The organism is Streptococcus sp. DTU_2020_1001019_1_SI_AUS_MUR_006 (assembly GCF_032340315.1).
Lineage (GTDB): Bacteria > Bacillota > Bacilli > Lactobacillales > Streptococcaceae > Streptococcus.
The window spans coordinates 434,329-452,073 of sequence record NZ_CP135436.1 but is presented as its reverse complement, the minus strand read 5'-3'; the positions used below and the strand labels follow the sequence as shown (position 1 = coordinate 452,073).

Annotated in this window: 11 protein-coding genes, 3 tRNA genes, 3 rRNA genes, 1 other RNA gene and 1 pseudogene; 1 reads left to right on the top strand and 18 read right to left on the bottom strand. The window is 41.7% G+C overall.

Features of this window, described 5'->3' with window-relative positions; all coding sequences use genetic code 11:
• Positions 1-133 precede the first annotated feature (133 nt).
• From RRU92_RS02265 to RRU92_RS02245, 5 genes are all read right to left on the bottom strand, one after another.
• Positions 134-829: a TIGR00266 family protein gene (locus RRU92_RS02265; RefSeq protein ID WP_153225591.1), complete on the bottom strand. Its 696-nt coding sequence runs from the start codon at positions 827-829 to the stop codon at positions 134-136.
• Between the two features lie 71 nt (positions 830-900).
• Entirely contained in the window at positions 901-2,265 is a 1,365-nt protein-coding gene (radA, locus tag RRU92_RS02260; RefSeq protein ID WP_315640897.1) for a DNA repair protein RadA, read from the bottom strand.
• Between the two features lie 41 nt (positions 2,266-2,306).
• Positions 2,307-2,798 carry a hypothetical protein gene (locus tag RRU92_RS02255; RefSeq protein ID WP_315640236.1) on the bottom strand — a complete coding sequence of 164 codons (492 nt, stop codon included), beginning with the start codon at positions 2,796-2,798 and terminating at the stop codon, positions 2,307-2,309.
• Between the two features lie 16 nt (positions 2,799-2,814).
• The gene (locus RRU92_RS02250; protein ID WP_315640234.1) at positions 2,815-3,372 is read right to left on the bottom strand and encodes a histidine phosphatase family protein; all 558 of its coding nucleotides are present in this window, start codon (positions 3,370-3,372) and stop codon (positions 2,815-2,817) included.
• Positions 3,332-3,775 (bottom strand): dUTP diphosphatase, encoded by a 444-nt coding sequence (locus tag RRU92_RS02245; protein WP_000701995.1) that lies wholly within the window; start codon positions 3,773-3,775, stop codon positions 3,332-3,334. Before RRU92_RS02245 ends, RRU92_RS02250 begins: the two co-directional genes overlap by 41 nt.
• A 209-nt stretch (positions 3,776-3,984) precedes the next feature.
• Here RRU92_RS02245 and RRU92_RS02240 point away from each other — a divergent pair, with 209 nt between their 5' ends.
• The gene (locus RRU92_RS02240) at positions 3,985-5,151 is read left to right on the top strand and encodes an IS30 family transposase (RefSeq protein ID WP_315640232.1); all 1,167 of its coding nucleotides are present in this window, start codon (positions 3,985-3,987) and stop codon (positions 5,149-5,151) included.
• A 308-nt stretch (positions 5,152-5,459) separates the two neighbouring features.
• Here RRU92_RS02240 and ffs read toward each other — a convergent pair.
• The 13 genes and pseudogenes from ffs to hpt all read right to left on the bottom strand — a co-directional run bounded on the left by ffs (position 5,460) and on the right by hpt (position 17,739).
• Positions 5,460-5,556, bottom strand: an RNA gene (gene ffs / locus RRU92_RS02235) — signal recognition particle sRNA small type.
• A 33-nt stretch (positions 5,557-5,589) separates the two neighbouring features.
• Positions 5,590-6,057: a tRNA adenosine(34) deaminase TadA gene (tadA, locus tag RRU92_RS02230; RefSeq protein ID WP_315640230.1), complete on the bottom strand. Its 468-nt coding sequence runs from the start codon at positions 6,055-6,057 to the stop codon at positions 5,590-5,592.
• Between the two features lie 437 nt (positions 6,058-6,494).
• Complete coding sequence (locus tag RRU92_RS02225; RefSeq protein WP_311522515.1) at positions 6,495-7,781, bottom strand: adenylosuccinate synthase; 1,287 nt, start codon at positions 7,779-7,781, stop codon at positions 6,495-6,497.
• 231 nt (positions 7,782-8,012) lie between these two features.
• Positions 8,013-8,249, bottom strand: coding sequence for a sigma(X)-activator ComW (gene comW, locus RRU92_RS02220; protein WP_315640228.1), 237 nt, complete (start codon positions 8,247-8,249; stop codon positions 8,013-8,015).
• A 614-nt stretch (positions 8,250-8,863) separates the two neighbouring features.
• A pseudogene (gene tnpA, locus RRU92_RS02215) lies at positions 8,864-9,222 on the bottom strand (IS200/IS605 family transposase); the annotation flags it as partial.
• A gap of 218 nt (positions 9,223-9,440) precedes the next feature.
• A tRNA-Asn gene (locus RRU92_RS02210) sits at positions 9,441-9,514 on the bottom strand.
• A 5-nt stretch (positions 9,515-9,519) separates the two neighbouring features.
• A 5S ribosomal RNA gene (gene rrf / locus RRU92_RS02205) occupies positions 9,520-9,635 on the bottom strand.
• 77 nt (positions 9,636-9,712) lie between these two features.
• Positions 9,713-12,616, bottom strand: a 23S ribosomal RNA gene (locus RRU92_RS02200).
• A gap of 125 nt (positions 12,617-12,741) precedes the next feature.
• Positions 12,742-12,814: transfer RNA gene (locus RRU92_RS02195), tRNA-Ala, on the bottom strand.
• Positions 12,815-12,864: 50 nt separating this feature from the next.
• Positions 12,865-14,410, bottom strand: a 16S ribosomal RNA gene (locus RRU92_RS02190).
• The 16S, 23S and 5S rRNA genes sit together here with 3 tRNA genes alongside, the layout of an rRNA operon.
• Before the next feature lie 241 nt (positions 14,411-14,651).
• Positions 14,652-14,723, bottom strand: a tRNA-Glu gene (locus RRU92_RS02185).
• A gap of 498 nt (positions 14,724-15,221) precedes the next feature.
• Entirely contained in the window at positions 15,222-17,180 is a 1,959-nt protein-coding gene (gene ftsH, locus RRU92_RS02180; protein WP_315640227.1) for an ATP-dependent zinc metalloprotease FtsH, read from the bottom strand.
• A 16-nt stretch (positions 17,181-17,196) separates the two neighbouring features.
• Positions 17,197-17,739 carry a hypoxanthine phosphoribosyltransferase gene (hpt, locus tag RRU92_RS02175; RefSeq protein WP_000890190.1) on the bottom strand — a complete coding sequence of 181 codons (543 nt, stop codon included), beginning with the start codon at positions 17,737-17,739 and terminating at the stop codon, positions 17,197-17,199.
• Positions 17,740-17,745: the final 6 nt, after the last annotated feature.

Below are 17,745 nucleotides of genomic sequence, written 5' to 3'. Positions count from 1 at the left end.
AATTTGAAAACCAAATTATTTATCTTCTATCTTACCATCTTTTCTTTGTCTTGTCAGTTTTCAACTTCCATATAAAAAAACTAGAACAGAAACTTCTAGCATCTAGCTTGGGTCCCTATCCTAGTTTTTATTGTTATGATTCTTTTTGGATATACTTGTTGAGAGAGCCTGCAAAGCTTTGAAGATTGAGACTTTGTACATAAACCTCACCAGTACCTCGGAAGGTATTTACTACTCCTTCGCCTGTACCAATAGATTGCCAGAAACCATTTTCTAAGTGGATATGATAGTCCAAAGATTGACTCCAAGCCACCACATGGGCATTGTCAATTGTCACTTCTTGGTTTTGGAGTTCAATTTTTTTAATCGAACCAAATGCATTTGCCAAAAGCGTTCCCTGACCTTGAGTAGTCATCACGAAAAGACCACCTTGACCCCCGAAAAGAGCTTTCCCAATAGATTGGCGCTCCATTGTATAGAAAGCTGTACCATCAAGAGCTAGAAAGGCTCCATCATTCAATCGATATTGCTTTTCTCCTAGCTCGAGAGCAATCACTTGACCAGGAGTATCTGGTGCTAAAGCAAGGTTGCCGTTGTCAGACTCTGCAACTGCTTGAGTAATGAAGGTGCTTTCGCCAGAAACCATTGAACGTCCTACAGCTTTGACAAAACGTCCCAAACCAGAACCACTAGCATTGAGCTGGGTATTGAGGCTTACGTTAGGCGTGTGGTAGACCATACTACCTCGCTGGATATAGACGGTTTCTCCTTGATTGAGTGACAACTCTACCAAAGGAAATTGCATATGACTGTCCATAGAAAATTTCATCAGAAATTCCTCCTTGTTTTTAATAAATATCGGCTATAAAGTGTTTTGCAATCTAAAACTGAGTAAGACTATTAGGAAAAGACTTTTTTCAAGACTTCTCCGATAGTGGTCACTCCGATCACCTGAATTTCTTTAGGTGGTTTGATACCAGTCAAGGAATTTTTCGGTACGTAGATTTTTGTAAATCCAAGCTTAGCAGCCTCATTGATGCGCTGCTCGATACGATTTACGCGCCGAATCTCTCCAGTCAAACCTAATTCTCCTACAAAACATTCCTGCGGGTTGGTTGGTTTATCCTTGTAACTCGAAGCAATAGCAACCGCAACTGCCAAGTCAATAGCAGGCTCATCTAATTTGACGCCACCTGCAGATTTGAGGTAGGCATCCTGATTTTGGAGGAGCAAACCTGCCCGTTTCTCTAAAACAGCCATAATCAGACTAGCACGATTGAAATCAAGGCCTGTTGTAGTCCGCTTGGCATTCCCAAACATAGTCGGTGTTACCAAGGCCTGAACCTCCGCAAGAATAGGACGGGTTCCTTCCATAGTCACCACGATGGACGAACCAGTTGCTCCATCTAAACGTTCTTCTAGGAAAACTTGACTCGGATTGAGAACCTCAACCAAGCCACCTGATTGCATCTCAAAAATCCCAATCTCATTGGTCGAACCAAAACGGTTTTTGACCGCCCTCAAGATACGGAAGGTATGGTGGCGTTCTCCTTCAAAGTAAAGCACTGTATCCACCATATGCTCCAACATCCGAGGCCCAGCCAAGGTTCCTTCCTTGGTCACATGCCCGACAATAAAGATGGCAATGTTATTAGTCTTAGCCAACTGCATGAGTTCTGCAGTCACCTCACGCACCTGGGAAACAGAACCCTGAACTCCAGAAATCTCAGGAGACATGATAGTCTGGATAGAGTCGATAATGAGAAAATCTGGCTGAATTCTCTCTATTTCTGCCCGTACGCTCTGCATATTGGTCTCTGCATAGAGATAAAACTCGCTATCAATATCACCTAAACGCTCTGCACGGAGTTTGATTTGCTGAGCTGATTCCTCCCCACTAACGTAGAGAACAGTACCTACTTGAGACAGCTGGGTTGAGACTTGTAAGAGCAGAGTTGATTTCCCAATCCCTGGATCCCCACCGATCAGGACAAGACTTCCTGGTACCACACCTCCACCAAGAACTCGGTTAAACTCCTCCATCTCTGTCTTGGTTCGATTGACATTGATGGAGGTCACTTCAGCCAGTTTCATGGGCTTGGTTTTCTCACCTGTCAAGGACACACGCGCATTCTTGACCTCGGCAACCTCAACCTCTTCTACAAAAGAAGACCAAGACCCACAGTTTGGACAACGTCCTAGATATTTAGGGGAATTATACCCACAATTTTGACATATAAATGTCGCTTTTTTCTTTGCGATGATTCTAATCCTTTCATTTTAAAATCTCTTATTAATTTTCCAAATCAGTAACTATTTCTTTTCAGAACAATCAGTCCACCATCATCCGCATGGACATAATACTTCCCATCAGGACTAAAACCAAAAATATAGGGTAAATAACCTTGATAAATTTGAGTCCTAGTTTCTTTATTCTCTTCCCAATAAATGGTTAAAATCGGATATTCTTCAGATTGGTCTTTAGCCATTGTCACTCGGATGTCTTTACCATTATACAAAGGAAGGTTTCCACCATATTGTCCAGCAATAGGGATAGGAGAGTCGTAAACTTCACACATAGCTACTAACTCTATCTCATCGTAATCCCCATCTATTGGAGTGACTTGATTTTTTTCACTATCGATGATGGACATATATTCTGAAGAAATGCAAAGGATTTTTTGATAGTCTACTGGAAGAAAAGCCAAGTAAAGAAAACCTCCAATACTAATCTCAGACACCTTCTTATACCCTTGACAATTTTCTGCGGTAAAAGCTTGAAAATCCTTATAGCTCATTTAATTGTGCTTCTTTCTATATCTCTATCTCACACTCAATCACTTGGCAAAAATCAATCTTCTCATTTGACACAAACTGGCGCATGAGCATTCGATGAGTGACAACAACGACTGTCTGATAGTCTCGATACTTGCGCATAGATTCTAGAAACCGAGACCTCATTTCCTCAGCTGTCTCATATTGAATAGGACTATTAGGAGATAACTCCCCATTATTTCCTAGAAACAGAGTACGAGCTTTTTCAAAATTCTCTACGCCACTTTCATAGACTTGCCATTCATGCAATAATGGCTCCACTCTCAAAGGAAGTCCAGTAGCACAAGCCACATAGCTAGCAGTCTCTAAAGCTCTTGTGACTGCAGAAGAAACTAGTAGATCAGCTGAGTGTAGCAAAGAATTTTTGCTCAGTTCCTGAGCTTGCTGTCTTCCCTCCTCTGATAAGGGCGCCAAATCCATCCCGAATCCAGTATAGGAACGCTCCTCTAACTCACGGTAATCTGGCTCCCCGTGACGTACAAAGATAATCTTCATCTTAGTGCCCAGTTGATCCAAATCCACCGGTCCGAACACCATCTGCCGCATCGCCATCCGCAATCAAAAATGGAGCAAAGACAGCCTGAACCACGCGTTCCCCAACTTCAAGAATCACTTCTTGGTCAGTAATGTTTTTCATCTGTGCAAAGATATGTCCCTCGTTCCCAGGATTACCATAGTAATCCCCATCGATGACACCCACAGAGTTAATCAAAACCAAGCCCTTCTTACGAGGGTTTGAAGAACGATCATAGAGATAAAGCACTTCTGTCGGTTGCATATAAGCCTTGACCCCTGTCGGAACAAGGACAATCTCACCTGGAGCAATGACCGTACGCACAGCAACCTTTAAGTCGTAACCAGCTGCATGTGCTGTCTCACGCTTCGGTAGCAAACTCTCATCTGTAAAACTAGAAACTAATTCAAAACCACGAATTTTCATATTTTCCCTCTTTTTAATCTTTCATTCTAGGCTATTTTATCTTATTTATTCGAAAAAAGCACGAAAAATCTTCTATATAAAATAAAGAAAAGCGTCCGGTAATTTCTCAAAGTAACTTCCACTTTCCTGACCAAAGTGGAAATCAGTCTAAAACGGATTTTTATGGTGGAATTAAGTGTGAGACGTTTGAGTTAGAAATGAGGTCCACTATGACAAAACATAAACACCTTACACTTTCAGACCGTCATGATATCCAACTAGGTTTAGAGCGCAGTGAAACCTTCAAAGCTATTGGGCAACTTATTCTAAAAGACCCGACTACTGTTTCTAAAGAAGTCAAACGAAACAAACAAATTAGAGACTCTACCTCTAACAACCTTCCTTGCCCTCTACTTGATAAAGCTCCCTTTGTCTGTAATGGGTGCTCTAAAAGAAGACAAAACTGTGGCTATCAAAAAATCTTCTACCTCGCTAAACAAGCTCAAAAGCACTACGAACAAACTCTTGTCGAAGCTCGTGAAGGAACTCCTCTCAACTCTCAGACTCTCTGGGACATGGACAAAGTCATTTCTGATGGGGTTAAAAAGGGCCAACACATCTATCATATCCTCAAGACTCATAACCTTAATGTCAGCTCCTCAACCGTCTATAGACACATCCGAAAAGGATACCTGTCTATCGCTCCTATTGATCTAGCCAGAGCCGTTAAATTTAAAGAAAGAAGAAAAAGTAAGCTACCTTCCATCCCTAAAGAAGCTAAAGAAGGCCGTTCCTATGAGGATTTCCAAAACTATTTAGCACTTAATCAACTAGACTCTTGGTTGGAAATGGACACAGTTATGGGCATAATGGGAGGTAAAGTCCTACTTACCTTCAACCTGTCTTTCTGTAACTTTATCTTCGCTAGGCTTCTGGAGAATAAAACTGCCCTTGAGGTTACCAAACACCTTTATAAAATCAAGAACACTCTTCACCAAGCGGACAAAGATTTCTTCCAACTCTTTCCTGTCATCCTCACAGATAATGGTGGTGAGTTTGCCAGGGTCGATGGCATCGAAATGGATGTCCGAGGAGAGAGTAAACTCTTCTTTTGTGACCCTAATCGCTCTGACCAGAAAGGGAGAATTGAGAAAAATCACACGTTGATTCGCGACATTCTACCTAAGGGAACTTCCTTTAACAATTTAACTCAAGAGGACATCAATCTCGTTTGTTCACATGTCAATAGCGTCAAGCGCGCTGCTTTGAATGGAAAATCAGCCTATGAACTCTTTGCTTTTACTTACGGAGAAGAAATTCCTAAGCTTCTCGGCATTTCTAAAATACCTGCAGAAGACGTCTGTCAGTCTTCTAAATTACTCCAACATAAGATCTAAAAACTAACCTTCAACCCCATTCAAACGTCTCACACTAACTTCCACCATAGCAGAACTTAATTTGAAACGCTTTCAGATGTGGGGATTTTGTGCGCTCTTTTTTTCGATTCTTTTCGGATACAAAAACGATGAAATCAAGCATTATTAAAACCAGTGGAACTTAGTTTGGGAATTTAGCAAGAAAAGTGTCCTATCAAAAAGCAAACAATAAAATCATACAAAAAAATTTAAAGATATTTCAAGTGTCACTTATTTTCCCTTCTATTAACAAACTCATTCTTTTTTAGCCACACTTAAACTATTTTCTTTAAAGCACGAAAAAAAGAGCACACAATTCACTTCGCTTAGGGCTGCTGGATTCCTCCCCTGACCCGCTTCACGCAGAACTGTTGCTCCATTAGTTATTATACCACATTCCCAAAGATTTTAAAAGAGAAATTATTTTTTCCGTCGATTTCTGAAAAATTCCTGCATAATGCCAGCACAGTCACTCTCTAAAATGCCCGTCTCAACCTCTACACGATGATTAAGACGCTCATCTGTCAAGATATCATACAGACTTCCAGCTGCACCAAATTTCTGATTTTTAGCCCCATAGACTACCTTTGGGATACGGGCAAGCCCAATCGCCCCGCTGCACATGACACAAGGCTCTATAGTCACAAAAAGTGTACATTCGAGTAAGCGCCAACTTTCTTCCCTCAAATTAGCATTCTCTATGGCCATAATCTCTGCATGCATAACCGCACGTTGCAACTCCTCGCGGGCATTGTGGCCCCTACCAATAATTTCTCCATCCTTTACAATTACGCAACCTATTGGGATTTCATCATGTTCCAGAGCAATCTCTGCCTCCTTTAAGGCCTCTCTCATAAATGCTTCTTTTTCTTCAACTGTATAATCCATGGCTTCCCTCTTTTCCTGCTTATTATCTTTTAAAATCTCTTCCAAATATATCAGAATTCCCTTAGCATTAATGTAATACCAACATCTGCAACTTCAAAACAATATCTTTATCGATTCATAACTATAGTTGATTGAAATAAGATGTGAACAAAGAGGTTAGGAAAGTCAAATTAATTTCTAAAAATATTTTAGAATCTATATTGTACTACTCTAAGTTCAATCCACTATAATTTACTCTTTAATTTTCACTGACTATCATCAATTTTATCATTATACCATGTTTCACTACATAAAAAAAGCCACCGAATGCGGTGACTTTATAGGGAGATTATTATGAAAAAGAAAAGTTTAGGATATTTGTTACAACAAGTTAGGAGGTCTTCTTGTAACTGTCTATAGTATACCCGACCTAACTTAAACAAATCTTAAAAAATCTCTTATGACCAAACATTTTCTAAAATATTTGTTTGTTCACGACCAGGACCTACTGAGAAAGTAGAGATACGAACGCCAACCAATTCGCTAACACGACGAACATAGTTACGTGCATTTTCAGGAAGATCTTCCAAAGTACGTACTCCAGTGATATCTTCTGACCAACCTGGTAATTCTTCATAAATAGGTTTACAACGTTTCAATTGTTCAAGACTAGCTGGATAGTAGTCAATGCGTTGACCGTCAAGATCATAAGCAACACAGATTTTAACTGTATCCAAACCACTCAAAACATCGATAGAGTTCAAAGAAAGATTCGTAATGCCAGAAACACGGCGACTATGACGCATAACCACTGAGTCAAACCAACCTACACGACGTGGACGACCTGTTGTAGTACCATACTCATGACCTACTTCACGAATGCGTTCTCCCACTTCATCAAACAACTCAGTTGGGAAAGGCCCATCTCCTACACGACTTGTATAGGCCTTACATACACCTACAACCTTGTCAATCTTGCTTGGACCAACACCAGAACCAATTGTCACACCACCAGCAACAGGGTTTGAAGAAGTAACAAACGGATAAGTTCCTTGGTCAATATCTAACATGACCCCTTGTGCACCTTCAAAAAGAACACGTTTGCCATTATCAAGTGCATCATTCAAGATAACAGAAGTATCTGTTACATATTGCTTGATTTGTTGGCCATACTCATAATATTCTTCAAAAATATCATCAAATGAAATAGGTTCGCTATCATACAATTTTACAAATTGACGATTTTTCTCAGCAAGATTGCGTTCTAAACGTTCACGGAAAATCTCTTTATCCAAAAGATCTGCAATACGGATTCCAACACGAGCAGCCTTATCCATATAAGCTGGTCCGATACCCTTGATAGTAGTACCAATTTTATTTTCACCCTTAGCTTCTTCTTGCAGACGGTCTAACTCGATGTGGTACGGCAAAATAACATGCGCACGATCAGAAATACGTAGATTATCTGTTGTAACACCTTCATCATGAAGATAGCTCAACTCTTTCACAAGTGACTTAGGATTTACAACCATCCCATTCCCAATGACAGAAATTTTTTCAGGGAAGAAAATTCCAGAAGGAATCAAGTGCAACTTAAATTTCTTTCCATCAATCACAATTGTGTGACCAGCATTATCACCACCTTGGTAACGTGCAATCACTTCTGCATTAGCTGAGAGGAAGTCTGTAATCTTCCCTTTACCTTCATCACCCCACTGGGTACCTACAACAACAACTGAAGTCATAATCTTGTCTGAGCCCTTAGGCTCTTCCTTTCTCACATACATGGCAGGAATCTCACCTGCAATTATATCTTACAATTTATTATAATAAAGATTCTCAATTTTTTCAAGACCAAAGACCAGAAACATTAGGGAATTAGAGAAAATTAGAAAATTAATATTAAAAAAATATTGTAAATTTATATTATGAAAAGAAAAAAACATAAAATCGTTCGGAAATATGAAAATTATAAATTATCCCCCAACACAGTCATTTGAAATCAATAGCTGTTCAATGTACAAACGGTAGCAAGCTCTATAGTGGTAAGAAAATAAAGGATGCATAATATCAAGCTTGTACCGAACTAAATAATAGAGTAAAAATCGAAGATGAAAAACTTCCCATTCTAAATCATTATCTACTAAATAACTATATTCCTTTTCGATAACATCATAAAAATCAAGATATTGTTCATAAATCTGTTCAATCATTTTATTTGACTCCATTTCTATTGATAAAATGAGTATAACAAAAAAATAGAAGAACCTGGGAAGATACTTCTATCATGTACTATAATGAATAGCCAAATAAATAACAGATAAAAAAATTAACAGTTCAGCTCAACAATCCTACATTTCAAAAAAGATCTAAAATTTTCCTAATGAAAGAGAAACAAATACTGTCTAAACTATGATGGCAAGACCACACAATCCACTAAAGAATTACTTATAAGACCTATTAAAAAAAACTTAAAATAAAACACTCAAATCTAACAAACTTATAAAAATATTAAATATTAATAAAGTGGCAAATATAAAAAGACAAAAATGACCTCTGAAAGATAAATCATGACAACCCGTCTAACAGGTGGTTTGAACCAGGACTATAAGCCCAAATTACCAGCCAGCGCCTAAAGACGCTGGCTTTCACCTTGTTCAAGCTGGCTCGTCACTTGCCTCTTAAAGAGGCCTTGGTATTACTTACCACTATCCCTAAAGGGATCCTCATATTCTTTTACACTCAATTTATCTAGTGCTATATCATGCTTTACTCGTTCTCAAATTTTCATACTCGTGAAGAAATCATCAACTGGATAACTTCTTTAATCTTGAATATATTTCTTAATTGTAGCTTCATTAAGCCCTACTGTACTCACATAATAACCTTCCGCCCAGAAATGGCGATTACCAAACTTGTACTTGAGGTTGGCGCGTTTATCGAACATCTATCGAACATCATGAGTGCACTTTTGCCTTTTAAATCCCCCATGAAACTTGAAATACTTATCCTCGGTGGAATACTTACCAACATATGTACATGATCAGGCATTAAATGACCTTCGATAATCTCAACACCTTTATAACTACATAATCGGTGGAATATTTCTCCCAAACTACTTCTATATTAATTATAGATTACTTTTCGTCTATACTTAGGGGTGAACACAATGTGATATTTACACATCCACTTTGTGTGTGATAAACTATGAGACTTTTATGCCATGGTTTTCTCCTTTCGCTTTACAATTGGCTTGAATACCTTTATTGTATCGCGTTTGGAGTTTTTTTGGTATAACCTTCGACGCGCACCCGCATAGCGGGTGGTTTATTTGTCTCGCTCCGTGAGGTGCAAGACAGACTGACAGTCACATAAAAAAAGACGTTCCAAGGAACGTCTACATACTCCGCCAGTAGGACTCGAACCTACGACATCATGATTAACAGTCATGCGCTACTACCAACTGAGCTATGGCGGATTAAAGCTAAGCGACTTCCTTATCTCACAGGGGGCAACCCCCAACTACTTCCGGCGTTCTAGGGCTTAACTTCTGTGTTCGGCATGGGTACAGGTGTATCTCCTAGGCTATCGTCACTTAACTTTGAGTAATACCTACTCAAAATTGAATATCTATCAAATTCCAAGAAAACCTTCACACTTCGTATTCTCAGTTACTTTGGATAAGTCCTCGAGCTATTAGTATTAGTCCGCTACATGTGTCGCCACACTTCCACTTCTAACCTATCTACCTGATCATCTCTCAGGGCTCTTACTGATATAAAATCATGGGAAATCTCATCTTGAGGTGGGTTTCACACTTAGATGCTTTCAGCGTTTATCCCTTCCCTACATAGCTACCCAGCGATGCCTTTGGCAAGACAACTGGTACACCAGCGGTAAGTCCACTCTGGTCCTCTCGTACTAGGAGCAGATCCTCTCAAATTTCCTACGCCCGCGACGGATAGGGACCGAACTGTCTCACGACGTTCTGAACCCAGCTCGCGTGCCGCTTTAATGGGCGAACAGCCCAACCCTTGGGACCGACTACAGCCCCAGGATGCGACGAGCCGACATCGAGGTGCCAAACCTCCCCGTCGATGTGAACTCTTGGGGGAGATAAGCCTGTTATCCCCAGGGTAGCTTTTATCCGTTGAGCGATGGCCCTTCCATACGGAACCACCGGATCACTAAGCCCGACTTTCGTCCCTGCTCGAGTTGTAGCTCTCGCAGTCAAGCTCCCTTATACCTTTACACTCTGCGAATGATTTCCAACCATTCTGAGGGAACCTTTGGGCGCCTCCGTTACCTTTTAGGAGGCGACCGCCCCAGTCAAACTGCCCGTCAGACACTGTCTCCGATAGGGATCACCTATCTGGGTTAGAGTGGCCATAACACAAGGGTAGTATCCCAACAGCGTCTCCTTCGAAACTGGCGTCCCGATCTCTTAGACTCCTACCTATCCTGTACATGTGGTACAGACACTCAATATCAAACTGCAGTAAAGCTCCATGGGGTCTTTCCGTCCTGTCGCGGGTAACCTGCATCTTCACAGGTACTAAAATTTCACCGAGTCTCTCGTTGAGACAGTGCCCAAATCATTACGCCTTTCGTGCGGGTCGGAACTTACCCGACAAGGAATTTCGCTACCTTAGGACCGTTATAGTTACGGCCGCCGTTTACTGGGGCTTCAATTCATACCTTCGCGTTTCCGCTAAGCACTCCTCTTAACCTTCCAGCACCGGGCAGGCGTCACCCCCTATACATCATCTTACGATTTAGCAGAGAGCTGTGTTTTTGATAAACAGTTGCTTGGGCCTATTCACTGCGGCTGACTTAAAGTCAGCACCCCTTCTCCCGAAGTTACGGGGTCATTTTGCCGAGTTCCTTAACGAGAGTTCTCTCGCTCACCTGAGGCTACTCGCCTCGACTACCTGTGTCGGTTTGCGGTACGGGTAGAGTATGTTTAAACGCTAGAAGCTTTTCTTGGCAGTGTGACGTCACTAACTTCGCTACTAAACTTCGCTCCCCATCACAGCTCAATGTTATAGAACTAAGCATTTAACTCAATTCACACCTCACTGCTTAGACAGACACTTCCAATCGTCTGCTTTAGTTAGCCTACTGCGTCCCTCCATCACTACATACTCTAGTACAGGAATATCAACCTGTTGTCCATCGGATACACCTTTCGGTCTCTCCTTAGGTCCCGACTAACCCAGGGCGGACGAGCCTTCCCCTGGAAACCTTAGTCTTACGGTGGACAGGATTCTCACCTGTCTTTCGCTACTCATACCGGCATTCTCACTTCTATGCGTTCCAGCACTCCTCACGGTACACCTTCTTCACACATAGAACGCTCTCCTACCATACCTATAAAGGTATCCACAGCTTCGGTAAATTGTTTTAGCCCCGGTACATTTTCGGCGCAGGGTCACTCGACTAGTGAGCTATTACGCACTCTTTGAATGAATAGCTGCTTCTAAGCTAACATCCTAGTTGTCTGTGCAACCCCACATCCTTTTCCACTTAACAATTATTTTGGGACCTTAGCTGGTGGTCTGGGCTGTTTCCCTTTCGACTACGGATCTTAGCACTCGCAGTCTGACTGCCGACCATAATTCATTGGCATTCGGAGTTTATCTGAGATTGGTAATCCGGGATGGACCCCTCACCCAAACAGTGCTCTACCTCCAAGAATCTCTAATGTCGACGCTAGCCCTAAAGCTATTTCGGAGAGAACCAGCTATCTCCAAGTTCGTTTGGAATTTCTCCGCTACCCACAAGTCATCCAAGCACTTTTCAACGTGCCCTGGTTCGGTCCTCCAGTGCGTCTTACCGCACCTTCAACCTGCTCATGGGTAGGTCACATGGTTTCGGGTCTACGACATGATACTAATTCGCCCTGTTCAGACTCGGTTTCCCTACGGCTCCGTCTCTTCAACTTAACCTCGCATCATATCGTAACTCGCCGGTTCATTCTACAAAAGGCACGCTCTCACCCATTAACGGGCTCGAACTTGTTGTAGGCACACGGTTTCAGGTTCTATTTCACTCCCCTCCCGGGGTGCTTTTCACCTTTCCCTCACGGTACTGGTTCACTATCGGTCACTAGGGAGTATTTAGGGTTGGGAGATGGTCCTCCCAGATTCCGACGGGATTTCACGTGTCCCGCCGTACTCAGGATACTGCTAGGTACAAAGACTATTTTGAATACGAGGCTATCACTCTCTTTGGCTGATCTTCCCAAATCATTCTTCTATAGTCTTTGAGTCCACATTGCAGTCCTACAACCCCGAAGAGTAAACTCTTCGGTTTGCCCTCCTGCCGTTTCGCTCGCCGCTACTAAGGCAATCGCTTTTGCTTTCTCTTCCTGCAGCTACTTAGATGTTTCAGTTCACTGCGTCTTCCTCCTCATATCCTTAACAGATATGGGTAACAGGTAGTACCTGTTGGGTTCCCCCATTCGGAAATCCCTGGATCATCGCTTACTTACAGCTACCCAAGGCATATCGTCGTTTGTCACGTCCTTCTTCGGCTCCTAGTGCCAAGGCATCCACCGTGCGCCCTTATTAACTTAACCTTATTTTTCTGACCTTTCAGTCATAAACTCTTATTAATACTACAGCGTTTTCGGTTTATTTTCTTGTTACTATTTGATATAGATATTCAATTTTCAATGTGCATTACTTGGTGATCTCTCACCAATGGAGCCTAGCGGGATCGAACCGCTGACCTCCTGCGTGCAAAGCAGGCGCTCTCCCAGCTGAGCTAAGGCCCCACAAGACCTCTCAAGACTAAACAAGACCAATGTGCATTCCTTATCCTTAGAAAGGAGGTGATCCAGCCGCACCTTCCGATACGGCTACCTTGTTACGACTTCACCCCAATCATCTATCCCACCTTAGGCGGCTGGCTCCAAATGGTTACCTCACCGACTTCGGGTGTTACAAACTCTCGTGGTGTGACGGGCGGTGTGTACAAGGCCCGGGAACGTATTCACCGCGGCGTGCTGATCCGCGATTACTAGCGATTCCGACTTCATGTAGGCGAGTTGCAGCCTACAATCCGAACTGAGACTGGCTTTAAGAGATTAGCTTGCCGTCACCGACTTGCGACTCGTTGTACCAGCCATTGTAGCACGTGTGTAGCCCAGGTCATAAGGGGCATGATGATTTGACGTCATCCCCACCTTCCTCCGGTTTATTACCGGCAGTCTCGCTAGAGTGCCCAACTGAATGATGGCAACTAACAATAGGGGTTGCGCTCGTTGCGGGACTTAACCCAACATCTCACGACACGAGCTGACGACAACCATGCACCACCTGTCACCTCTGTCCCGAAGGAAAACTCTATCTCTAGAGCGGTCAGAGGGATGTCAAGACCTGGTAAGGTTCTTCGCGTTGCTTCGAATTAAACCACATGCTCCACCGCTTGTGCGGGCCCCCGTCAATTCCTTTGAGTTTCAACCTTGCGGTCGTACTCCCCAGGCGGAGTGCTTAATGCGTTAGCTGCGGCACTAAACCCCGGAAAGGGTCTAACACCTAGCACTCATCGTTTACGGCGTGGACTACCAGGGTATCTAATCCTGTTTGCTCCCCACGCTTTCGAGCCTCAGCGTCAGTTACAAGCCAGAGAGCCGCTTTCGCCACCGGTGTTCCTCCATATATCTACGCATTTCACCGCTACACATGGAATTCCACTCTCCCCTCTTGCACTCAAGTTAAACAGTTTCCAAAGCGTACTATGGTTAAGCCACAGCCTTTAACTTCAGACTTATCTAACCGCCTGCGCTCGCTTTACGCCCAATAAATCCGGACAACGCTCGGGACCTACGTATTACCGCGGCTGCTGGCACGTAGTTAGCCGTCCCTTTCTGGTAAGATACCGTCACAGTGTGAACTTTCCACTCTCACACTCGTTCTTCTCTTACAACAGAGCTTTACGATCCGAAAACCTTCTTCACTCACGCGGCGTTGCTCGGTCAGACTTCCGTCCATTGCCGAAGATTCCCTACTGCTGCCTCCCGTAGGAGTCTGGGCCGTGTCTCAGTCCCAGTGTGGCCGATCACCCTCTCAGGTCGGCTATGTATCGTCGCCTTGGTGAGCCGTTACCCCACCAACTAGCTAATACAACGCAGGTCCATCTGGTAGTGATGCAATTGCACCTTTCAAGCAGATATCATGCAATATCTACTGTTATGCGGTATTAGCTATCGTTTCCAATAGTTATCCCCCGCTACCAGGCAGGTTACCTACGCGTTACTCACCCGTTCGCAACTCATCCGGAGAAGCAAGCTCCTCCTTCAGCGTTCTACTTGCATGTATTAGGCACGCCGCCAGCGTTCGTCCTGAGCCAGGATCAAACTCTCATTAAAAGTTTGAGTTCTCACTCATTTCTGTCACTGACAGATTTATTGTTTTTTCATTGTTCAGTACTACAACCTTAGTTGTAGTGCCCTGCACATTGGTTCGTCTTGTTCAGTTTTCAAAGGTCTTTGTCACTCACTTCTCTCAAGCGACAACTATATTAGTATATCACAGTCGCTTTCGCTTGTCAACACTTTTTTGAAACTTTTTTTAATTTTTTTCATCTAGTGTTTCATCTGTAACATACCATAGTCCGTACGGGATTCGAACCCGTGTTACCGCCGTGAAAAGGCGGTGTCTTAACCCCTTGACCAACGGACCGGAGTTGTTATTTTCAACTCTTACTATTATACCGACTTTTCTTACTTTGTCAACACCTTTTTTTAATTTTTTTTTAGAAGTCTTGTAATGTTTCCTTCAGCTCTCTGAGAAGGGCTTTGCGGCCTTTAAACCGTTCGTCTGCCCAGAGTTTCGGATAATATTTTTTCTTACAATAATCGTTTTTTAAAAACATTTCTTCATATTATTCAAGTAACTGTTGCATTCTTATTTTCAGAAAATTTGAATCATTTCCTCTAAGAGAGCATTGAAATAAGTGAACTTGTATTTTGTTTTCTATATATCGAAATCTTTGATTTATAGTGGATTGAAATAAGATATGAACAAAAAGATTAGGAAAGTAAAATTAATTTCTAGATACGTTTTAGAATCCTTAGTGTACTATTCTAGGTTCCATTCACTATAAATTCGAGTTTCCTCAACTTTTTTTAAAAAAACAGAGAAAACTTGCGCTTCCTCTGTTTATAGTATTTAAGATAATTAATTTTCTTCACTCATTTTTGATTTTACTTCATCATAAGATAGTGCATGTGATTCCTCTTCTATTGTTTCAGGCATCTTTCCTGTTTCGTATAGAGATTTAATTTGTGTACTATCCAATGTTTCGTATTTCAATAATGCTTCTGCAATTAGCTTGTGAGTTTCACGATTTGACTGGATAATTTCAGCAGCTTTGTTTCGTGCTTCATTCAATAATGAACGAACTTCTTCGTCAATTTCATAAGCTGTTTGTTCTGAAATTGATTTTTGAGGGCTTTGTGCACCAAACATGGCATGACTTCCTTCATATTGTACTGGACCAAGTTTTTCACTCATACCATACTCTGTAACCATCGCACGCGCCATCTGAGTAGCTTGTTCGAAGTCATTAGATGCTCCAGTTGTTTGGACGTTAAAGATAATCTCTTCAGCTACACGTCCACCCATTAAGCCAGCTAATTGCTCTTTCATATCTTCTTTAGATAAAAGCATTTGGTCTTCTTTAGGAAGTGCAATCATATATCCGCCTGCACGTCCACGTGGTACTATGGTAACTTTATGAACAACACGGGCATTTGACAATACTAGACCGACAATGGTGTGTCCTGCCTCATGGTAGGCAACCAATTCACGTTCTTTTTGTGAAACTGTCTTGTCTTTCTTAGATGGTCCAGCGATAACACGATCTTCAGCTTCATCAATATCAGAAGCATCAATCACTGATTTATTACGACGAGCTGCAACTAAGGCTGCTTCATTCAATACATTTTCCAAATCGGCACCAACAAAACCTGGAGTTTGTTGTGCTACCAATTTCAAATCTACATCTTCAGCTAAAGGTTTATTTCTAGCATGGACTTTCAAAATTGCTTCGCGTCCCTTAACATCTGGACGACCAACTAATACTTTTCTATCAAAACGGCCTGGACGAAGTAGAGCCGGATCAAGAACATCTGAACGGTTTGTTGCCGCAATGACAATAATTCCTTCATTTCCTTCAAAACCATCCATTTCAATCAAGAGTTGGTTTAAGGTTTGTTCTCGTTCATCATTACCTCCACCTAAACCGACACCACGTTGTCGACCAACGGCATCAATTTCATCAATGAAGATAATAGCTGGTGCTGCTTTTTTTGCATCCTCAAAGAGAGAACGTACACGACTCGCACCGACACCGACGAACATTTCTACAAAGTCAGAACCTGAAATACTAAAGAATGGTACACCAGCTTCTCCTGCGACTGCTTTGGCAAGTAATGTTTTACCAGTTCCCGGAGGTCCTTCTAAGAGAACACCAGCTGGAATCCGAGCACCTAATTTTGTAAATCGTTTTGGATCTTTTAAGAATTCAACAACTTCAACAAGTTCTTGTTTTTCTTCCTCTGCGCCTGCGACATCTGAGAAGCGAACTTTGATATCTTCTTTATTAGCAGCCTTAGCTTTACTACGTCCAAAACTCATTGGATTACGTCCGCTATTTCCGCCCATATTTCCCATCATAGAGAAGAGGAAGAAGAATAAGATAGCAAATGGTACTACTGAAACCAGGATGTTAATCCACATACCACTTGAGCTTTCGTGTTTCACTTCAATTTCTGTTTGATGTTCACTTGCTAACTTTTGCAAATCCGCTACAGTTGTATCTGATGGGAGGACAATACTTGTAAATTTCTCTACTTTTGTAGCAGAGGGTGTAAAAAATTGAATTCCCGTTTCCTGTTTCTCTGTCTTAGCAGTTTTGTAGACACCATACACTTCAATAACACTACCACTTGGTTGGTAGGTCATTTCTTTTACATTGTCGTTAGTGATTTCCTGAACCAATTCTGAGTACTTAATTTGTTGACTATGACCAGCAGATCTGCCAGCAAAAAAGTACTGGAATCCTGTCACTAGCAAGAAAATCATCAACAAATAAAGAAATGGATTTTTTATGAAACCATTATTTTGTTTTTGCATTCAAACACTTACCCTTCTATTTTGAGTAAACTTCCTCTTTCAATACACCTACATAAGGAAGGTTACGATAGTTTTCATTATAGTCTAAACCGTAGCCTACAACAAATTCATTTGGAATTGTAAAACATGTATAATCTGCTTCGATTTCTACTGTACGACCTTCTGGTTTATCAAGCATTGTGACAATCTTAACAGAAGCTGCTTCTCTTGCAGTAAACATATCTCTCAAACTCTTCAAGGTTTGACCAGTATCAATAATATCTTCTACAAAGACAACATGTCGACCTTTAATATCTTGAGTTACGTCTTGTTTAATATTAATGACACCACTACTTACAGTCCCACCATGATAGCTAGAGACCATCATAAAGTCCATTTCAAGATGTGTATCAATATATTTCACCAATTCTGCCATAAAAGGAATAGAACCTTTTAGAATTCCAACTAAAATCGGATTTTTTCCCTCATAATCTTTTGTCAACTGAGCACCCAATTTTTTAGCTGCTTCTGTAATTTCATCTTGTGAAATCAAAATTTTCTTGATATCTTTTTCTAACATGATTTT

Bases quoted from the DNA above. Each gene is read 5' to 3' on its own strand.
- RRU92_RS02245 (WP_000701995.1), bottom strand. From the start codon at position 3,775: ATGAAAATTCGTGGTTTTGAATTAGTTTCTAGTTTTACAGATGAGAGT.
- RRU92_RS02265 (WP_153225591.1), bottom strand. From the start codon at position 829: ATGAAATTTTCTATGGACAGTCATATGCAATTTCCTTTGGTAGAGTTG.
- comW (WP_315640228.1), bottom strand. From the start codon at position 8,249: ATGATTGAACAGATTTATGAACAATATCTTGATTTTTATGATGTTATC.
- RRU92_RS02255 (WP_315640236.1), bottom strand. From the start codon at position 2,798: ATGAGCTATAAGGATTTTCAAGCTTTTACCGCAGAAAATTGTCAAGGG.
- tadA (WP_315640230.1), bottom strand. From the start codon at position 6,057: ATGGATTATACAGTTGAAGAAAAAGAAGCATTTATGAGAGAGGCCTTA.
- RRU92_RS02250 (WP_315640234.1), bottom strand. From the start codon at position 3,372: ATGGTGTTCGGACCGGTGGATTTGGATCAACTGGGCACTAAGATGAAG.
- RRU92_RS02225 (WP_311522515.1), bottom strand. From the start codon at position 7,781: ATGACTTCAGTTGTTGTTGTAGGTACCCAGTGGGGTGATGAAGGTAAA.
- ftsH (WP_315640227.1), bottom strand. From the start codon at position 17,180: ATGCAAAAACAAAATAATGGTTTCATAAAAAATCCATTTCTTTATTTG.
- hpt (WP_000890190.1), bottom strand. From the start codon at position 17,739: ATGTTAGAAAAAGATATCAAGAAAATTTTGATTTCACAAGATGAAATT.
- RRU92_RS02240 (WP_315640232.1), top strand. From the start codon at position 3,985: ATGACAAAACATAAACACCTTACACTTTCAGACCGTCATGATATCCAA.